This window comes from Mycobacterium sp. URHB0021 (genome assembly GCF_054057895.1).
This window is the reverse complement of sequence record NZ_JBSRZT010000002.1, coordinates 6,058,994-6,077,077: the sequence shown is the minus strand read 5'-3', so window position 1 is coordinate 6,077,077 and position 18,084 is coordinate 6,058,994. Positions and strand designations below refer to the sequence as shown.

Annotated in this window: 17 protein-coding genes and 1 pseudogene; 12 read left to right on the top strand and 6 right to left on the bottom strand. The window is 64.2% G+C overall.

The features are described 5' to 3' along the window. Positions 1-365: 365 nt before the first annotated feature. On the top strand, positions 366-1,370 hold the full coding sequence (locus ACVWWN_RS32325; protein WP_457147497.1) for a hypothetical protein: 1,005 nt from the start codon (positions 366-368) through the stop codon (positions 1,368-1,370). A gap of 344 nt (positions 1,371-1,714) precedes the next feature. On the opposite strand, the gene ACVWWN_RS32320 is transcribed toward ACVWWN_RS32325, so the two are convergent. Continuing rightward, a complete protein-coding gene (locus tag ACVWWN_RS32320) occupies positions 1,715-1,879 on the bottom strand; it encodes a hypothetical protein (RefSeq protein ID WP_457147496.1) in 165 nt (54 codons plus the stop codon). 1,055 nt (positions 1,880-2,934) lie between these two features. Then, positions 2,935-3,264, bottom strand: a complete 330-nt coding sequence (locus ACVWWN_RS32315; protein ID WP_457147495.1) for a hypothetical protein — start codon at positions 3,262-3,264, stop codon at positions 2,935-2,937. A gap of 660 nt (positions 3,265-3,924) precedes the next feature. Between ACVWWN_RS32315 and ACVWWN_RS32310 the strand changes: the two genes are divergently transcribed. The 9 genes and pseudogenes from ACVWWN_RS32310 to ACVWWN_RS32270 all read left to right on the top strand — a co-directional run. Then, a complete protein-coding gene (locus tag ACVWWN_RS32310) occupies positions 3,925-4,278 on the top strand; it encodes an IS3 family transposase (protein ID WP_457147494.1) in 354 nt (117 codons plus the stop codon). Next, complete coding sequence (locus ACVWWN_RS32305; RefSeq protein ID WP_457147493.1) at positions 4,176-4,505, top strand: DDE-type integrase/transposase/recombinase; 330 nt, start codon at positions 4,176-4,178, stop codon at positions 4,503-4,505. The genes ACVWWN_RS32310 and ACVWWN_RS32305 overlap by 103 nt, the downstream gene beginning before the upstream one ends. 865 nt (positions 4,506-5,370) lie before the next feature. Continuing rightward, a complete protein-coding gene (locus tag ACVWWN_RS32300) occupies positions 5,371-5,724 on the top strand; it encodes a hypothetical protein (RefSeq protein WP_457147492.1) in 354 nt (117 codons plus the stop codon). Between the two features lie 432 nt (positions 5,725-6,156). Continuing rightward, entirely contained in the window at positions 6,157-7,044 is an 888-nt protein-coding gene (locus ACVWWN_RS32295) for a hypothetical protein (protein ID WP_457147491.1), read from the top strand. A 149-nt stretch (positions 7,045-7,193) separates the two neighbouring features. Beyond that, positions 7,194-7,676 carry a hypothetical protein gene (locus tag ACVWWN_RS32290; protein ID WP_457147490.1) on the top strand — a complete coding sequence of 161 codons (483 nt, stop codon included), beginning with the start codon at positions 7,194-7,196 and terminating at the stop codon, positions 7,674-7,676. Beyond that, a complete protein-coding gene (locus tag ACVWWN_RS32285; protein ID WP_457149493.1) occupies positions 7,673-7,807 on the top strand; it encodes a hypothetical protein in 135 nt (44 codons plus the stop codon). Before ACVWWN_RS32290 ends, ACVWWN_RS32285 begins: the two co-directional genes overlap by 4 nt. Then, complete coding sequence (locus tag ACVWWN_RS32280; RefSeq protein WP_457147489.1) at positions 7,743-8,132, top strand: VOC family protein; 390 nt, start codon at positions 7,743-7,745, stop codon at positions 8,130-8,132. Before ACVWWN_RS32285 ends, ACVWWN_RS32280 begins: the two co-directional genes overlap by 65 nt. Positions 8,133-8,454: 322 nt before the next feature. Further along, entirely contained in the window at positions 8,455-9,813 is a 1,359-nt protein-coding gene (locus ACVWWN_RS32275; RefSeq protein ID WP_457147488.1) for an FAD-binding oxidoreductase, read from the top strand. Positions 9,814-10,106: 293 nt separating this feature from the next. Further along, positions 10,107-11,085, top strand: a pseudogene (locus tag ACVWWN_RS32270) (cytochrome P450); the annotation flags it as partial. Positions 11,086-11,121: 36 nt separating this feature from the next. On the opposite strand, the gene ACVWWN_RS32265 reads toward ACVWWN_RS32270, so the two are convergent. Both ACVWWN_RS32265 and ACVWWN_RS32260 read right to left on the bottom strand, forming a co-directional pair. Further along, on the bottom strand, positions 11,122-12,285 hold the full coding sequence (locus ACVWWN_RS32265; RefSeq protein WP_457147487.1) for a glycosyltransferase: 1,164 nt from the start codon (positions 12,283-12,285) through the stop codon (positions 11,122-11,124). Beyond that, positions 12,282-13,334, bottom strand: coding sequence for a glucosyl-3-phosphoglycerate synthase (locus tag ACVWWN_RS32260; RefSeq protein ID WP_457147486.1), 1,053 nt, complete (start codon positions 13,332-13,334; stop codon positions 12,282-12,284). Before ACVWWN_RS32260 ends, ACVWWN_RS32265 begins: the two co-directional genes overlap by 4 nt. A 132-nt stretch (positions 13,335-13,466) precedes the next feature. On the opposite strand from ACVWWN_RS32260, the gene ACVWWN_RS32255 reads away from it, so the two are divergent. Both ACVWWN_RS32255 and ACVWWN_RS32250 read left to right on the top strand, forming a co-directional pair. Continuing rightward, positions 13,467-14,417 carry a Gfo/Idh/MocA family protein gene (locus ACVWWN_RS32255; RefSeq protein ID WP_457147485.1) on the top strand — a complete coding sequence of 317 codons (951 nt, stop codon included), beginning with the start codon at positions 13,467-13,469 and terminating at the stop codon, positions 14,415-14,417. Beyond that, entirely contained in the window at positions 14,410-15,504 is a 1,095-nt protein-coding gene (locus ACVWWN_RS32250) for a zinc-dependent alcohol dehydrogenase (RefSeq protein ID WP_457147484.1), read from the top strand. The genes ACVWWN_RS32255 and ACVWWN_RS32250 overlap by 8 nt, the downstream gene beginning before the upstream one ends. A 172-nt stretch (positions 15,505-15,676) precedes the next feature. Here the strand turns inward: ACVWWN_RS32250 and ACVWWN_RS32245 are convergent, their stop codons facing one another. Continuing rightward, complete coding sequence (locus tag ACVWWN_RS32245; RefSeq protein WP_457147483.1) at positions 15,677-16,672, bottom strand: cytochrome d ubiquinol oxidase subunit II; 996 nt, start codon at positions 16,670-16,672, stop codon at positions 15,677-15,679. 2 nt (positions 16,673-16,674) lie between these two features. Then, positions 16,675-18,063, bottom strand: coding sequence for a cytochrome ubiquinol oxidase subunit I (locus ACVWWN_RS32240; RefSeq protein WP_457147482.1), 1,389 nt, complete (start codon positions 18,061-18,063; stop codon positions 16,675-16,677). Positions 18,064-18,084: the final 21 nt, after the last annotated feature.

The following is an 18,084-nucleotide window of genomic DNA, read 5'->3' as shown; positions in this document are numbered from 1 at the left end:
ACGGCGAGATCCGCCCCGGCGCGGGGATAAGGGTGGGCTAGTGCACGTTGTTCGTTGGCGGCCCGCCGCCCGCATCAATGCGAGTCCAGGTTCAAGTCCACGGCCCTGCGCGACTTGGCAAGCCTCTGGTTGAACACGTCATGCAGCGGGTAGGTAGTCCCATGATCGAAGGACCCCGCCCCTTGTTAGCTCCAACAGGTGGTCCGGTATCGGACCGTAGCCGTAGTCGTCACGTGCGCGGCTGTTCAGGTGGCCGGGTCCGAGATCCCCTGAGGCCTGGTAACTCTCGTCTTCTGGCGATAATGGCCGACCGTCCGGCTGTCGAGCCACGGGCTGGCGTCGACCACGCTCGCACGACGCGACGAGTGGTGAACCAGCGCCGGGCCGATCTCGTGCTCATCAGTGAAGACCCCGACCGCTTCGTCCAGGGAGGGATCATGCTCCAACTTCGGTGGAAAAAGATGATGGGGGGTCTATTGCGTTGGGGCTGCGCTGCAGGTGTGTGCGTGCTCGCAGCGGGCCTGCTGATGTGTGCCGGGCGCGCGGTAGCTGTTGCCGATCCCAGTTCCAGCGGTACTGCTGCGCACGGTGATCACAAAACCGATGCTTCAGGCCAGCAGCCCGCCGCCGCCAAAACGCCGAAGGACGCGCCCGGCGGCACGGACACCAAGGATGCTGGCTCGCTTGACTCGGGCAGCCAACCAGACCAGCAGCATTCCACTGCCAGGAAAAAGCCGAAGGACGAGCCCGGCGGCACGGACACCAACGACGGGACAAAAGACGGCTCGAACCGCGGTGCCACGGTTTCTGATCCGGGCGACGCGGTGGCGAACGAGGTCGCCCCGGTTCCTGGTGCGGTGGCGCCGGTCTCTGATCCGGTCGACGCGGTTACGGACGAGGTCGCCCCGGTTCCTGGTGCGGTGGCGCCGGTTGCCGAGGTGGTCGGGCCACCTTCTGCGGTACGCACGGCGGTTCAGGAAATGCTGACCTCGGTTGCTGGTGCGGTCGTCCCGCTCACGCAGCTACAGTGCGACCTTTATTCCTTCTTGTTGGGCATCGCCCAGGGGGCGTCGGTTTCTGATATCGGCGCATTGGTTCACGACATGCTCAGCTCGGTTGTCGGTGCGGTCGTCGTGCTAGCGCAACTGCCCTCCGATCTTTTTTCCTTCTTGCTGGGCATCGCCGGGGTGCGGCCCGTCGTGGGCGGACTGGTAGGCAGCCACGACCTAAGGCTCTCGGCGGCCGCGGGTGCGTCGGTGGTGTCGCGATTGCCGATGAGTCTGACGCCCTTTTGGGGCCGCCCCTTGCCGGTGCCTCGCGCCTGCCGGTCATTGGCGAGGCGACTGGCGCTGCAACGCTCGATGTGTTAGCGCTGGGCCGTGCGTCAGGAGTGTCCGGGATCGCACCCCTAGCACCCGCTGCCGCGCCCTCGATCGGTGCGGGCTCATCTTTCCGGCATGTGTTCGGCGAACTTCTGCTACCCCTTTCACTGTGGGCGCTGATCCTTGGCGCTTTGCCGGGCGTCGGCGGCCTTGTGATCTTTTTCTCGACCGGGACGCGCCTGGGATACCGCCAGGCCAAAGCCGGTTTCGCCTTACGTACAGCGGGCATAGCGTCCTTCGCCCGTTCGGGGGCCGTTCCGTTAGGTCTCGTTCGTTCGGGGTCGTTGGATGTCATCCATCCGAGGGCATTGCGCGTCGTCCGTCGCGGGGCGCTAAGCGCCGAACATCGTCTGAATAAGGTTGCCTAGCAGCCGGTTCACCCGGGCGATCATCAATTGGTGGTACTGCATCGCTTGCGCCCAGCGGCGGCCAACAACGATGTGGCACAAAGGTTCTACGAGCCAGCGGGCTTCACCACCACATTCGTCCAGATGCACCGGCGGCTCGGCCCTCATTAGAAGCCCCAATGTCACTACCTTCGCCGCAGGACGCACCCCTTCAACTGACGACGACCCCACCCAACGGCGACGTGCCCAGTCTGAACACCAACCGGTCTAGCGGACCATCACCCCTCCTCTGGTGGCGGGTCGATGTACTCGTCGCTTAGGGTCTCCTCTATTGCGGCGGCGTAGGCGTACCGTCTGACTATGTTTGCCGGATAGCCCTAGTCGGCGTCGTGTTAATGGTTGGTGCGCCGGTCGCGCACGCTGACAGCCAGGATGATCGGTACTTGGCGGCGTTGGCTGGCCAAGACATCACAGGTCCGCCGGACCAGTTCATAGCTGACGGTCACTCTGCATGTGACAACTACGGCACACCCGCTCTGGTCGGACAGATGCTCGGATTGGAAGGGCGTGGGTTAACGAATATGCAGGCGCCGAAGCTGCTGGTGACCGGGGTACGCGGCCTACTGCCCGGAGAAGAGTCCGCTCGGTCCGCTCAGCTAAGGCGCTCGACTGTGATGGGCGAGCTGGTGTTGACGACGGCGAGGCTTAAGCCCAGACGGTGAGGCGCTCCAGTGTGCTTCACACCGGAACATGATGACCACGAGGTTGCCTTATTTGGGCAAAGATCGGGCATTCGTACGTCATGGGGGCATCGACTGTTCTTGTTGCGTTAGCTGGAGTTGGCTCATTGTTGGCTGCGGTTGCAGCGGGGGTGGTCATAGTTGTGGGTCGACGCGGCCACGAGTCGCGGCTGTCGCAGCGCGCGCGGCGGTTCCTTGAATGGCTGCGTGACGACCTTTAGTTCATCGTGAACCCACGGTCCTCCGATACCTCTCCGATACCACGGAGCCACCTGACGGGCGGGATGTCCGTCAGCGACGGCGTACTGGGCACCATGTGGTCAGGGTTTTGGGTGAACCAGGACCTTCTGGTACCTGTAGCGACCACACCGCGCCCACGTCCACGTCCATCCCTTAATGGCCATGACGGCATCCTCCTTGTGTCGATGCGCGGTCGCGGTTATCGGTCAGGTGCGGCCCTGAAGGTCATCCCTCGCCGCCGAGTTCGGTTTGGTCCCGCTCGGTCTCGGCGGTGTCCTGGGTCATCACCGACTCGTCGAGCCACTTCTGGATATCGCCGCCGAGGCGGTCCGCGGACAGGTGGGCGAAGTCGAGGGCCTGTACCGCCATCGCTGCCAAGACATTCATGGCCCGTCCGCTGCGGTGGATCTCCGCCATCAGCGCACCCAGCGCCTGATTGTCTTCAGTGCACAACGCCGACAGGTAGCGGCGGGCATCCGCGAACTCCTGGTCGACGTGGGCCATCTTCCTCAGGTACTCGTCGGGCGACGGCAGGTCGTCGGGTGTGTCGGTCATGGGTTTCTCTTTCGGTGGTGGACCAATCCCATTTTGGGGTTCGATTGTCCCGGTCATTACTTTGTGGGCCTATTGTCCCGGCACGCGCAGTTCGCCCGGCAGGACCAATACGGGTTCAGCGCCCGTCAGAGTGGAGCACGTGGGCAAGCATCCGGAGCCTACAAGCTGTGTCCCAACGTCGGGCAGCCCCGGCGAACGTGTTGACCAGGCACGGCGTACTTGGTCTCCGAAAATGAGCACGTTCGGCGCAGCTGCGCGAAACGAAACCGCTGCTCACAGCATTGAGTCCCGAGCATTCGAGTGCCAAACCACTTCAGGACGTCGTGGGATTGACCCGGCCGGCCGCCCATGTTCGGCTGAGATCGTTGTCGGCGAACAATTGCTGGGTCGTTGGGTGCGCCTGGCGCGGGAAGCGGCCGCAGCTGGCGATACTGGCGCGGTGCTCGATGCTGATGAACGCGCAGAGCTAAAGCGACTGCGCCGGGAAAATGCCGAATTACGTTTGGACCGTGAAGTTTTTGAAAAACCCGCGCCTTCTCCGCCTCCGAGCACAACCGGTAGAGGCCTACCGGGTGATCGAGGCGGAGAAGGCCACCTGCACGGTCAGGCGGATGTGCGATCTACTGCAGGTGTCACGCTAAGGGGTTCTACAAGTGGCGGGTGCGTCGCGACCGGGGTCCCAGTCCGTTGCCGCGGCGACGCGGCGAACTCGACGCCCATGTGGCGGCGCCGCACGCGGCTTCCGACGGCGTGTACGGGGCGCCACGGGTCCTGGCTGACTTGCGTGCCGACGGGCGCCGGGTGTCGCGTAAGACGGTCGCCGCCCCGCGGCGATTTCGCGCCGGCCACCACGGTGGTCGACCTGGACGCGCCGGTGCCGACCGACCTGGTCAGACGCCGGTTCGACAGCGGTGCGCTGGTTCGGGTATGGACGTCGGATATCACGTATCTGCATACCGGGCAGGGCTTGGCTGTATTTGTGCGCGGTGCGTGACGGCTGTTCGCGGCGGGTGATCGGTTGGGCTATCGATGAGCACCTGCGCACCGATCTGGTCGAGGCCGCGCTGTCGATGGCGGTCACGATGCGCGGCGAGGTGGCCCAGAAGGTGATTCTGCACGCCGACCGTGGCTGTCAATACACCTCAGCGCAGCTGGCCCGATTCGGCCGCCGGCACAACTTGGCCCGCTCGGTCGGCCGTACCGGTGTGTGCTGGGATAACGCTGCGGCCGAGTCCTTCTAGGCGACAATGAAAGTCGAGTTCTATGATCGATACCTGTGGCCCAGCCGGGCAGCCGCTATGCTCGCCGTCGGCGACTGGATCGAGCGGGTCTACAACCGGCGCAGACACCACTCAGCCCTGGTGCGGTCGTAGCGTGTGTTGTGTCGCCATTGGCACCGGTCATCTTTTAGGAGATGAAGCGACTCGTGAGACAAACTGCTGTGCAGTCGTCGTGAGACAGATTGGGAACGTCCAGGTCAGCCGGTCGAGCAGATGAAGTTGAACACGAGAACCAATATCCGCCGGTGCCGGCGTATTCGGACCGCCAACCGAGCTTGAGTCGAACACGGCAGAGGGCAGCGCTACTTGGACTGACCGGAACCGGTTGTGGCGCGGGCACACACGTTGACACACGTCAGACAACGGCCTCATGATCGGCGGGTATTTGCTGGTGAAAGTATGGTGGGCGAAGTGAATGTCCGTCGGCGCGTACTGGCGGCCGTATAGGTGCAGGCTTGCTTACGTCAACGCATAGCGGGCCTCGCTTGGCGTGCTCGTCGGACGGGACAAATGGCGGGCGTCGTAGACTTGCTGGCGATGATCGTTTCGAAACGCAGATCGTCGTCATGGCATCTGAATCGGATGCCGTTTCTTGGTTGCGTCTTGGTGGTCGCTTCGTGTTCGGCGCACATTGCGTCCGAGACCGCACGGGCTCCTCTTGTGCGTTCGGCTTCAATACGAACTGGCGGATGCGGTCGGACCTACGGCGTCAACGTTGCTGTCACCAGTGTGCGAGCCCGCAACGTCAAATTCGACATCACGGTCGACGACCAACCAAAGCCCTGATATGACCCTGTCTCCACCACCACGCGCCGAGGTCTACTTGGTGGAGAACCGCCTCAACCCGATCTCAACGCGAGCCGCGCTCGAACTCACCGATGACAATTTGCGCTGCACAGTCAAGGAGTACTCGAAGTGGGTCGAGAAGGCCTTGGGGATGTCAGATCTCAGGTCTCGGCTTCAAGCAGGCGAGGCGGTTGCCGCGTTCGATTTCCGGCGTGATCAGCTGAAAATCAAGTGGCTCAAGCGATTTCTGAAAGCGGGGTTTTCCGTTAGTGAAGGCAGCTCGCGCCGTTGGCTGGTGTCCCTCGTTTATCCCACTGGAATCATGGCATTGGTGGAGGTGGTGGACGGCTGGGACGTTCACAACGAATGGCGGCGGGCTCTGCCTCCGACCTGACACCCAGGTTCCGAAACCAACCACGACCCCGCAGCACGCGTCAAACTGGGGACCGGATCTAACTACATAAGATGCGACTTCGGCGCCTCGCCGAGAGCGATCGTGCACGTCAAGGTCGTATCACGATAGTGGGGTCGCCTGGCGGCACTCGGCACAATCGCGATGGACGTTGCTCGTTCGGTTTCGAACCACGTCGCGGCGCGCTCTGCTGAAGTGGACAATTTCTTGGTCGTTTCGGACACCACCGCAGTCAGCCATTCGACTGCGGTGCCCACCCTAGGAGACACCGCAGCAGTGACCGCAAATACCGGTAAAGCTCCATTCAATTCCGCGCCGCATTGGTCGGCGGGGGAGTGGTGCGGGGAGGTAGCTGATAGGTCATGAACCGTAACCGACGGACTCTTGTGGAAGTTCGATCAGAGGAGGCGATTTATGTCGATGTTGGGGGTCGTGCTTGATCCAGCGACGGTGATCGGCGCGGTGGATCCACGCAAGGTGTTTATCCGGGTGTGGGTGAGTAATGGGAAGCGTGCGCGCACGCCCTCCGATCTGGTTCATGAACTCCCGAGGGCCCACTTCCTCGCCGAGTCCGTCCCCATCGGACCAACGTTGCGGGAGATTCCGTTCCAGCTGTTGATGGGCGAGGGTCACCCCGAAGTCCCCGCGTGGGTTTCCCCCGCACCGGTTGTCGCGACACCAGAACAGATCGACCGGGTGGCCGAAATTCTCGTGGGCGCCACCAACCCCATCATCATCACCGAACACGGTGGGCGAACCGACAATGACCGCACCGCGTTGACAAACATCGCCGAGGCGCTTTCGGCCCCCGTTTTCGAATTCTGGAATCCCGCCTATCACAATTTTCCGCGGTCACACCGGCTGTACGGGGCGGGACCGGTGGAAGCGGTGCTGGGAGAAGCCGACGCCGTCCTGCTGGCCGGGTGCAACGGGCCATGGCATCCGCCCTATGCGGGCCTACGTCCGGGATGTGCTGTCGTCCACCTCGAGCAGGACCTGCTGCGCCCGCGCGCCGCCTATTGGGGCTACCCCACCACAGAGGCGGTCGCGGAGACCTCTCGCTCAATCTGGCTGCGCTCGCGGCCAATCTGCAAACGCGATCGGCATCACGGCCCGAAGCTGTGGATCGGTGGGCCGGCTACACGCAAAGCATCCGCGCCGCGGGCATCGAAGAAGCCGGTGAGTTGTCTTCGCAGGCGACCGATTTCGTGTCCGCCGCCGAGCTGTTCGGCGCGTTGCACGACGCACGGCCCGAGGACGCAATCTGTGCCGATGAGATCACGTCCCAAGTGCCGCAGATGATTCAATTCCTCTACGCCCGCAAACCTTTCCAGCAGTATCGCGGGTGGGCAGGAGCACTGGGTACTGGGCTGCCCGCCAGGGCTCAATGCCGCGGTTGATTTGTCCACCCGGTTGCGCGTACATCAGCATCAGTCATAAGGAGGGATCGAATGTCTTACATCGTCGATAGTCACCACATCACGATGTCGGTGAACGGAGCCCGGGAGGACGTTGATTTCCACGTCAAGGTGCTCGGGCTGCGGCTGATCAAACGAACCGTGCTGTTTGACGGGACGATCCCGATCTATCACCTGTATTACAGCAACGCCGACGGCGACCCGGGCGCGGTGCTCACCACGTTCCCTTTTGGCCAGGCCGGGATCTACGGCCGACGTGGCACCAACCAGGCACGTGAGGTATTGCTCGCTGTTCCTGCGGGTTCACTGAACTACTGGTCCTCCCGGTTGCACGAGCGGGCCGCGGACTCCGGGACGCGACCGTGTTCGATCGCCGCCGTGTGTTGTTCCGGCATCCGTGCGGCATTGAGTACCAGCTGGTCGAGGTTGACGACGACCCTCGTCGCGGTTGCAGCGGCAACGGGATACCAGAGGAGTACGCCATCCACGGCATTTACGGCGTCGGTGTACACGTGACGGGGCCGGACACCGCCGTCGAGTTCGCCGCCAATCACCTCGGTGCCCGCGAGGGCTTGACCGAAGGTGACCGGTTCGCGTTGGAGGCCGGCAAGGCCGGCGGTCGAGCTGGTTGTCAATTGCACAGATGAGCCAGGGACGTGGATCTACGGCGCGGGAACCATCCACCACTTCGCTTGGAATGCAGACACTCTCGAGAATCAGGATGACCTGAAATTCGAGATCGAGGCTGCGGGCTATACAGATATGTCGGAACTCCGAGACCGCAAGTACTTCAAGTCGGTCTACGTCAGGTCGCCCGGCGGTGCCCTCTTCGAACTGGCCGTGACACACAACGAAGGCGGCTGGGACTGCGACGAGTCGCCGACGGAGCTGGGCAACCGATTCCAGCTGCCGGAGCAGTTCGAGGCACGCCGCGAGGAAATCCTCGGCCGCCTCGAGCCGATCGGGCTCTGAGGTACAGCGTCCGAGGGAGGACGGCCGCGGTTAGCTGACGGCTCAAACGCCTGCGTCACCAATTTCGATCATTCACGCGGACTTGCCATTCGGGGGCGCGACGAACTTACGCCCGCTATACCCCGGTGCTACGCAATATCACCGATGGTCTGCCCGCCGTGCGGATCGCATAGTCGACCCGTTTCGATTCCCCAGGAGCCCACCATGAACAGACCCAACCACACCAGACGCACCCGGATGCATACGTGAGCCGGGTCGAGGCGGGACCAATCTCGCTGACAAGTGCCGAAACCGCCGATCTCGCAGTGGAGTCGCAGGCCCCGTGTTGCTGCCGGACGACGACCGTTACGCCGCCGAATGTGCCACGTTCAACCTCCTGACCCCGGTACGGCCCGCCGTCGCGGTAGGAGCGACTGGTGTGGCCGATGTCCAGGCCGCGGTCCGGTTCGCCGCTCAACGGGATCTCCCGATAGCGGTCGTGGCGACTGGGCATCAAATGGTCGGCCCTGCCGAGGGGTCGGTGTTGATCAACATGTCCCGGATGAACACGCGATATGTCCATGCGCGACGCCACATTGCCCGCGTTGAGGGTGGCGTTCGATGGCAGCAGGTACTAGGCCTCACTGATAGGTACGGGCTCGCTGCGCTCAGCGGCTCCTCGCCCACCGTGGGCGTTGTCGGCTATCACCTCGGCGGCGGCGCAAGTCCGGTCCTCGGCCGCACCTACGGCTACGCCGCCGATCACGTACAAGCGATCGAGATCGTCACCGCCGACGGTCAGCTGCGCTGGGTCACCGCCGGTTCTGAGCCGGATCTGTTCTGCGCGCTGCGCGGCGGCAAGAGCAACTTCGGCGTGGTCACCACCCTGGAGTTCACGCTCTTTCCTGTCAGGTGCGTCTACGGGGGCGGCCTGGTGTTCGCCGGCGAGCACGCGTCGCGGGTGTTGCACGCATGGCGGCAGTGGGTGCCCCATCTGCCAGAACAGATGAGTTCCTCCATCGCGTTCCTGCGGCAGCCCCCGCTGCCGACGGTGCTGGAGCCGATGCCGGGGCGGTTCGTCATTCAGGTGCGGTTCTCCTCGCTCGGGCCGCCCGTGGAGGCCGAAAGCGTGCTGGCCCCGTTGCGCGGGGTCGCGCCGACGATGCTGGACACCATCGAAGCGATGCGTTATCGCGACGCCGATTCGATGTTCTTGGCTCCGCCGGTGCCCATCTCGTGGGTCGGACGCTCCACAGGGTTGCAACGCTTTCCGACCGAGGCCGCCGACGCGCTGCTGTCCGTGCTCGGGCCCGATTCGGGCAGCCAGTTGGCCTTCGTCGAGTTGCGCGCCCTCGGCGGCGGGCTGGAGCGTCCGCCTGCGGTACCGAATGCGGTTCCCGGTCGAAACGCGCGCTGGTCGCTCTCCGCCTCGGCTTGCAGCCGCCCCGACCTCGTTCCCCTGTTCGAGGAGCAGCTGACCACCTTGGTCGACACGATGGCGCCATGGGCGCAGGACGAGATGATGCCCAACCTCCTCAGCGCCCGGCAGGGCACCACACCGCTGGACCTCCGCGCCGTATACGGGCCACAGCGCTACGACCGGCTCGCCGCGATCAAGAAACGGTACGACCCAGACAACCTGTTCCGCGTCAACCACAACATCGTGCGCACCGAGGATTGCACGAGAACTTCTCGCCCATAACCCGATTCAGTACAAACTCAACAGACGACAACAGATGACATCCGATGGCGAATTCGTGCGGGTTGAACGCGAAGACGTCCTACCTGGCCCGGGCCGAGAAGCGTATCGGCGTCGCGGCATGTGGCGTATGTCACGGCGTCGACGTGACGAACCTGCGAGCGGTGATGCAAGGGCGATTTCGCACGGTCAATCACTACCAGTCCCCCCAGCCAAAATCGCGAGTCTCGATAGTCACTGAGACCGCCGCCCTGACATCCATCAAGTTCTGACGACCCCAGAGTAAGGAAGCTCAGATGAACACACCCGCAGCGGATGATGCCGGCAAGGTGCTGGCTGACCCGACGGCGTACGCCGATGACGAGCGCCTGCACACGGCGCTGCGGTACCTGCGCGCAACCAATCCGGTTACGTGGGTGGACCATTCGCCGTATCGGCCGTTCTGGGCGATCACCAAGCACGCCGACATCATGGCCATCGAGTGACAACGACCGGTTCATCAGCGCGCCGCGCCCAATACTCACGCCTGCCGATGCTGATGATCTGCTCAAGGCTCAGCAGGAGGCCGGGATCGGTCTGCGCACTCTGGTCCACATGGACGACCCTCACCACCGCAAGGTGCGCGCCATCGGTGCGGACTGGTTCCGCCCGAAGGCCATGCGCGATCTCAAGGTGCGCGTCGACGAACTGGCCAAGCGGTATGTGGACCGCATGCGCGAGGTCGGTCCCGAATGCGACTTCGTCGAAGAGGTCACCGTGAACTTCCCTCTCTATGTGATTCTTTCGTTGATGGGTATGCCCGAGTCGGACTTCGGCCGCATGCACAAGCTCACCCAGGAGATGTTCGGCGGTGACGACGAGGAGCACCAGCGTGGCGAGACCACCGAGGACATGCTCGCGGTGCTCGCCGACTTCTTCAACTACTTCTCGGCGCTCACGGCGTCACGGCGCGAACATCCGACGGCGGACCTGGCGTCGGCGATCGCCAACGGCCGCATCGACGGCGAACCACTGACGGACATGGACACGGTGTCGTACTACGTGATCATCGCCAGCGCCGGACACGACACCACCAAGGACGCGATCTCCGGCGGACTGCACGCGCTCATCGAAAACCCCGGCGAATGGCCCGACTGGGGCAGAACCCGGACCTGATGCCGACCGCGGTGGAGGAGATGATCCGGTGGACCACCCCGGTCCAAGGAATTCATGCGCACCGCCGCCGAGGACACCACAGTGCGTGGCGTGCCCATCGCAAAAGGGCAATCGGTCGTGCACGGTGACATCTTCCCGGCGTGGTGCCATTGAGCATCATGCGTAGGCCTTCGGGCGTGGGCTCAACATCGAACCCGTAATGCATTGGTCGTAGAGCTGGAGATAAGCCGCGGCCATGACGCCCGGAGCGAACCGGCGTTCTGCCGCTGCGCGGCAATGGGCGGGATCGAGCCTGTCGATATCTGGGATCAGCTCTGCCAACGCGGATTCATCGCCGGCCTCGGCGAGTAATCCGGTGCCGGGTTCGACAAGTTCGGGCAGACAGCCACGGCGGTAGCCGACCACAGGTGTGCCAAGCGCCAGTGATTCGATGACTGCGGTACCGCCCGGTTCCTCCCAGCACAGCGGAAACAGCGTTGCGCGCGCGGTCGAGACAAGGTCGTCACGCTCAATGCCGGTCACATTCCCGATCCACCGCACAAGGTCACCGTCGATGTGCGGGGCGACTTCTGCGCGCCAATAACGGACATCGGCATATCGATCAGCATTCGGGTCGGCGTCGAGATGCTCCGGCGCGGTGAAGGGTCCGATCGGTCCGGCCAGCACCAGCTCCCACCCATACCGCTGTGCCAGCCGCGCGGCGATGTGTTGCCCCTTTCTACGGTTGATTCGCGCGACGAGAACTAGATGGCCCTTTTTGGCCGGGGCAGGCCGACGTGTGGCGTGGTGTGCCAGCGGGGTGGCCAGATAGACGTGCCCGAGACTATGGTGACGAAGCGTTTCGGACGCGCGCTGCAGCTGCGCGGCGGAGACACCGTTGACGTAAAAGCAATCGTGGTTGCCGAACCCGCTGTAGAAGGCGCGGTGTTTCGTGAGGTCCCAATGCAAGGTATGCAGCACTGTCGGCCGATCGGTGCCCATGGCCGCGAGCATGCTGGGCCCCAAGACCTCCATATGGTCGTGAACCAGGTCGATATCCGAACGGCATCGCAACTCGGCGACGATGCGCTGCAAGTGCGCGGCTGCGACACCGACGACGTCGTTGTAGGGCTCGGTGAGGTGGGCGAACTGCGGCTCGTCGAATACGTGTATCTGTTCGTCGACGTCGATGGTGCTCTGACCGACGGTGGCCAGGATGACGCGCACGCCGCGTCGGCGTAGCTCCGGAATCAGCGTTGCGATGATGTTCTCGATTCCGCCGTAGCCGACCGGCGGAACCGTCAGCCACGGTCCAGCATTGATCAAGACCGTCGGAGTCATGGCCGCTGGTTCTCGAGCGGCCAGGAACCGGCGCTAGGAGCGGCGGCGAGCAAGTCGCCAGCGGCGCGGACATCAGCCAGAGGCGGTCTCTCCTGCACAGCGACGTCGTAGACCATCAGCTGGTGGTGCACGGGTGTCGTCGTGTCGTGGCGAAACTGTGTGAGCCATCTCGATGTCGGCGCTTCGGTGACACCGCGGTGCTCGCGCTGGAGTCGCACGCTGGCGGTTTGCAAGATCTGAGCCGCCATGCGCGCCAACGCTTCGATGTCGTGGTGACGATGGGTGCGCGTGCCCAGATCGACCTGGGCGAGCGCGTCCAATCCGACAAGGTTGACCAGATCAATCAGCATGGCGAATTCCACGCCGTAGCCGGTGGCGAACGGAATCTTTTCCAGAACGTCTCGGTAACCCCCGTACTCGCCTGCCAGGGGCTGTACAAAGCCAGCCAACCGCGGCCAGAACATGTTGATCAGGGGCCGGGCGACAAGTTCGCTGACCCGACCGCCACCGCCGGGGACGGTGACCTGATCGGTCGTCAATGGGCGCAGGTAGTGCGCCTTGACGAACACCACGTCCGCTTCACACAGCAGAGGGCCGAGCAGTCCGACGATGAACTGCGTAGTGAAGTCGCGTAGGTCCGAGTCGACGAAGAGCACGATGTCGCCGGTGCTGGCAGCCAGCCCCTTCCACAACGCATCGCCCTTGCCGCCCATTCGCGGTTGGTCAGGCAGTATCTGGTCCTGGTGATACACGGTTGCCCCGGCTGACGCCGCCACAGCGGCCGTCGCATCACGCGATCGGGAGTCGATGACGATGACCTCGTCGACCAGGCTGACGTCTTCGACGAGCCGGCGCCGCACCTGCGCGACGATTTCCCCGACGGTCTGCTCCTCGTCACGGGCGGGCAGCACCACGCTGATCCGCCTAGCGCCCTTGGCCCGTACGACCCGTTTTAGCGTCCACGACGCCCCGCGGGTGCTGCGCCGTGGCAACCAGTGCCACACCTCGGGGTCCACCCCGACCGGAATCTGTTCGTCGCTGTCGCGCATGGCACTCGAAGTACCCCTTACGTCACCGTCAAAATCCACCCCAAAGGGTGGCGTATTTGCGGCGGGTCGGGGTATCCGTAGGCCGTCGCCGGCCCGGGAGAACGGACTTTGGATCACTGCAAGGTTGGATTCGTGGGAGCCGGTGGCGTTGCTATGCGCCACGCGCGCCATCTCACCGAGCTGAGGGATGTACGGATCGTCGCCGCAACAGACCCGAATATGACGGCTGCACGATCATTCGCCGAGGTGACGGGCGCCGCCGTGGTTTCGGACCTGGAAGCACTTCTCAACACATCACCGGATGCGGTGTATGTCTGTGTTCCGCCCCATGCCCATGGCCCCATCGAGGAACAGGTACTCGGTGCAGGCAGCGCGTTGTTCGTCGAGAAGCCGTTGGCCCTGGATCTGCCGACCGCCGAGCACATCGCCGACACAGCGCGCAAGGCCGGCGTCGTAACCGCGGTCGGTCATCACTGGCGTTATTCGCCGGCCGTCGATCTCGTCCGGGAGCTTCTCGATGGCCGACCCGTTCGGCTGGCGGTGGGTTCATGGATCGACCGCGTGCCGCCGGTGCCGTGGTGGAGCACGCGGGCGCTGTCGGGCGGTCAGATCGTCGAGCAAGCGGTGCATGTACTGGATCTGATTCGGCTGCTGTGCGGCGACGTCGTCGAGGTCAACGCGTACGCCAACGCCGCACCGCCGGGCACCCCGGACGCCGATGTCGACGGAGCCACCGTCGCGATCCTGAAGTTGCAATCCGGAGCGGTGGGAACTGTCGCCGCCGCATGCTGCGTGGATTGGAAGCATCAGACGGGTCTTGAACTGCACGCCGACGGCCTGTCGGTGATGATTCATGAAGACGGCATCATCGCGCGGACGGCACAAGGACCCGTGCGGCGCAGCCTGCAACCCGATGATGCCAAGATAGCCGCAGATCGCGCGTTCATCGACGCCGTGGTCGGCAACAGGGCGGCCCGAAGCGGGATTCTGGTGGACTACGAAGAAGCATTGCGGACCCACCAATTAGCCTGCGCCATAGCGGGTTCGGCTGTCCACAACCGCCCTGTGAGGCTCCATGGCTGACCGCAGCTTCACTGTCGTGGTCGAGCGCTGCGGCATGGTCACACTGCGTGATGAACCGTTATCGCAGCATGTGCACGATGGCCAATTCGACGTAGCGACAATGTTCAGTGGGTTGTCGACAGGGACGGACCTCAGCTGGGTGAAGGGCACCAACCCCGCCCTGCACCGCAGGTGGGATCCAGAGTTGGGCCTGTTCATGCCAGGCGCCCCAGACGTGGCTTATCCGATCGACAAGTTCGGTTACATGCAGGTCGGCCGGGTCACGAAGAGTGCGACTCCTGCCGTGCGGCCAGGCGACGTCGTGGCCATGACCTACGGCCACCGCAGTGTTTACCGCGCCGATGCGCTGACCGACCGTTTCGTCAAACTACCGAAGTCACTCGAACCGGTGCTGGGCATCTACGCCGCACACATGGGACCGATCTGCGCAAACGCTTTGTTGCATGCTGCCGCCGACATCCACGGCACCGATGTACGCGGTCTCGCCGATGGGGTGCGCGGTCGCCGGATCGCGATCACCGGTGCCGGCGTCGTGGGCCTGTTGACCGCGTTGTTCGCCCGCCTGCACGGCGCAGAATCCATAGTGCTTGTCGAGCCCACGCCGTCACGCCGCCAAGTCGTAGCCGACCTCGGACTGGAGGTTATCGACCCTGACGATGTCGACCCGGCCGTCGCGTTGAAAAGCCGATGGCGTCACGGGCCCGGGGACCGTGGAGCCGATGTCGTGTTCCAATGCCGCGGTCAGGCCAGGGCTTTGGCTCTCGCCTTACGCATAGTGCGTCCCCAGGGCACGATCATCGACTTGGCGTTCTACCCGGGGGGATGCGAGGAGGTACGACTGGGGGAGGAGTTTCACCACAACGGACTGAGCCTGCGCTGCGCACAGATCGGACGGGTGCCGCGCGGAACCAGCCATCTGTGGGACCGCGATCGCCTCAGCACCGAGACATTGGCGCTTCTGGCCGCCTATGGTCGGGACATCGTCAGGCATGTCATCACCGACTACGCGTCCCTGTCCGCGGCGCCGCAGACTCTGATTCGACTGGCCAGTAACCGGCACGACGCCCTTCAAGTTGTATTTACCTGAGCGGACATGGCCCATCGATGCTCGATGACACGTAAGTAACCGTCCGGTTATAGGACATCACCCCCGCTCCAATCGGCGAGTGTTCGTAGTTAGGCGCCTAATTCGGTGCAGCCGCGGCGATATTGCGAGACAAAGAAAGCAGACAAATCCGAGGGACGAGCTCAGGCCGGGCTCAGCTGCGGGTCCACTGTTCAGTCTGAGTGAGCCACAGGAGATATCCCAGGCTGGGCAGGACGATGACGCCGGCCAGGGCGACCACGATCAACAACGCCTGAAGGGTTGCGGCGGCGCCGGCGGCTTGGCTGATCGTCAGCGTGTCGACGAGCATCCATGGGTACTGTCCGACGCCCCAACCGGTGATCACCGATGCGACCGCCGCAGCGGCCGGGAGCCGTGCCGTCCCGAAGCGCCGATGGGAGACCAGCACAAGGGTGGCTACACCGGCCACGAGTGCGACGGCCAGGACCGGAAACGCCTGGTTGCGTAGTCCGGCGGCCAATGTCGGAGCGTCGTGGCTGACGGGATACAGCCCGGCGAACACGGTGAGGCCGGTCACGCCGCCAATGGCGAGGGTGCGCGCACGCAGGCTGTCGGCCAGCGAGGTGTCCCCTGAGCGGGACGCGTCGGCGGTGAGGAACACCCCGGCGAGAAACACGCACGAGGCTACGGCCAGGCAGCCGCCGACCAAGGAGGTCGGATTGAGCCACGAATCCAGTCGGTTGCCGTATCCCTGCGCCGGCACGCGGCCCGACGCGATAGCGCCGGCGACGGTGCCGAGGAAGAACGGGCTAATCAACGACGAGCCCGCGAACACGGCGCCGAACAGCCGCGCTTGGGGCAGGGTGGCCGCGTACTTCCGAAAAGCGAAAGTCGCTCCGCGCAGCACGATTCCGGCTAGAGCGAGCGCCATCGGGATGAACAGCGTGGACATCGCCGCGGCGAACGCGGTCGGGAAACCGGTCCACCAGATGACCAGGATGTAGATCAACCACACATGGTTGGCCTCCCATACCGGGCCGATGCTGTGATCGATCAGGGTGCGTACCCGCGCGCCGCGCTGCGCGTCGCCTGCGGTCAGGTCGTAGAAGCCCGAGCCGAAGTCGGCGCCGCCTAGCACGGCGTAGATGACGACGCCGAGAAACATGGCCATGGCCACCAGCGTGGCCATACCTACCTCACCGACTCCGTACGCGGCGGTCCGTACGGGCTCGGCAGATCGACCTCGCCCGTCCTCCAGCGACGCGCCATTGATGTCAGCACCACCACCGCGCCCACGGTCATACCGACGTAGATGATCAGCACCGCGATGTAACTCCACCACAAGCCGCTGCTCATACTCGCGGCGTCGGTGGTGCGCAGCACCCGCCACACCGTCCACGGTTGGCGGCCTACTTCGGTTGCAACCCAACCAGATTCGACGGCGAGGATGGCAAGGGGTCCCGCTACGACGGCGACACGAAGAAACCAGCCATTCGAGGACAGATCACGCCCACGCCAACGAGCCAGCCAGTAGACCACCGCCATGGCCGCCAGTAGCGTCCCGATCCCCACCATGGACTGAAAGGCCAGGTGGGTGACGTTGACCGGCGGCCATTCCGATGGCGGCACACCGTCCAGTCCGGGCACCGGGGCATCCCAGGAATTACGGGCGATGACCGAGCCCAGTCGTGGGATGGTCAGCGCCCAACGGACCTCGCCGTCGACCAACACGCCACCGAGCCGCAACGGCGCAGGGCCCTCGGTGGTCTGGGCGAGTTCGAACGCGGCCAGTTTCGCCGGTTGCGAGTCGTGGATCCGCATTCCGAGGACGTGGCCGATGAACGGCTGTGCGACGGCCGCGACGGACGCGAACGCGAACGGCACGGTGAACCCGAGGCGGTGGTGGGCGTCGACGCGCCCGCGCAGCATCCCGAACGCATAAACCCCCGCGACGACCAGGCCGACGAGCATGAACGCCGCCACCCACATGTGCAGAAACTGCAACCACACACCGTCGTTGAACATCGCCCGCCACGGGTTGATGTCGACCACCTCGCCATCGCGGATCCGAAAACCAGTGGGAATGTTCATCCACGCGTTGACAGATATGACGCAGAAGGTGCCGACGACGCCGGAGACTCCCATCGGAATCAGCATCGCCAAATGGCGGCGCGGCGGCATACGGTCCCAGCCGTAGAGGTAGATCCCCAGAAAGATGGCCTCGACAAAGAAGGACAACCCTTCGAACGCGAACGGAAGGCCGAGGACGTCGCCGAAGCGGCCCATCAGGCCGGGCCACAACAGGCCCATCTCGAAGCTGAGCACGGTTCCCGAGACCGCGCCGATCGCGAACAGCACCGCAGACACCTTCCCCCACCGTCGCGCCAAGTCGAGGGCCACCGTGTCGGCGCGCACGATGCCGCGCCGGTGCACCACGAAGATCATCGTCGGAAAGGCCACCCCGAAACACGCCAGCACGATGTGCCAGCCCAGTGACACCGCCATCTGCTGGCGCGCAGGCAACAACCCGGGCGGTTCTCCGCTCGAGGCCAGCACCAGCAGTGCGTCGTTCAATCCCATCGGTGCACGAACTACCCTGCC

Coding starts and splice junctions, on each gene's coding strand:
- ACVWWN_RS32315 (WP_457147495.1), bottom strand. CDS start 3,264: ATGACCGACACACCCGACGACCTGCCGTCGCCCGACGAGTACCTGAGG.
- ACVWWN_RS32295 (WP_457147491.1), top strand. CDS start 6,157: ATGTCGATGTTGGGGGTCGTGCTTGATCCAGCGACGGTGATCGGCGCG.
- ACVWWN_RS32290 (WP_457147490.1), top strand. CDS start 7,194: ATGTCTTACATCGTCGATAGTCACCACATCACGATGTCGGTGAACGGA.
- ACVWWN_RS32265 (WP_457147487.1), bottom strand. CDS start 12,285: ATGACTCCGACGGTCTTGATCAATGCTGGACCGTGGCTGACGGTTCCG.
- ACVWWN_RS32260 (WP_457147486.1), bottom strand. CDS start 13,334: ATGCGCGACAGCGACGAACAGATTCCGGTCGGGGTGGACCCCGAGGTG.
- ACVWWN_RS32250 (WP_457147484.1), top strand. CDS start 14,410: ATGGCTGACCGCAGCTTCACTGTCGTGGTCGAGCGCTGCGGCATGGTC.
- ACVWWN_RS32245 (WP_457147483.1), bottom strand. CDS start 16,672: ATGGCCACGCTGGTGGCCATGGCCATGTTTCTCGGCGTCGTCATCTAC.
- ACVWWN_RS32240 (WP_457147482.1), bottom strand. CDS start 18,063: ATGGGATTGAACGACGCACTGCTGGTGCTGGCCTCGAGCGGAGAACCG.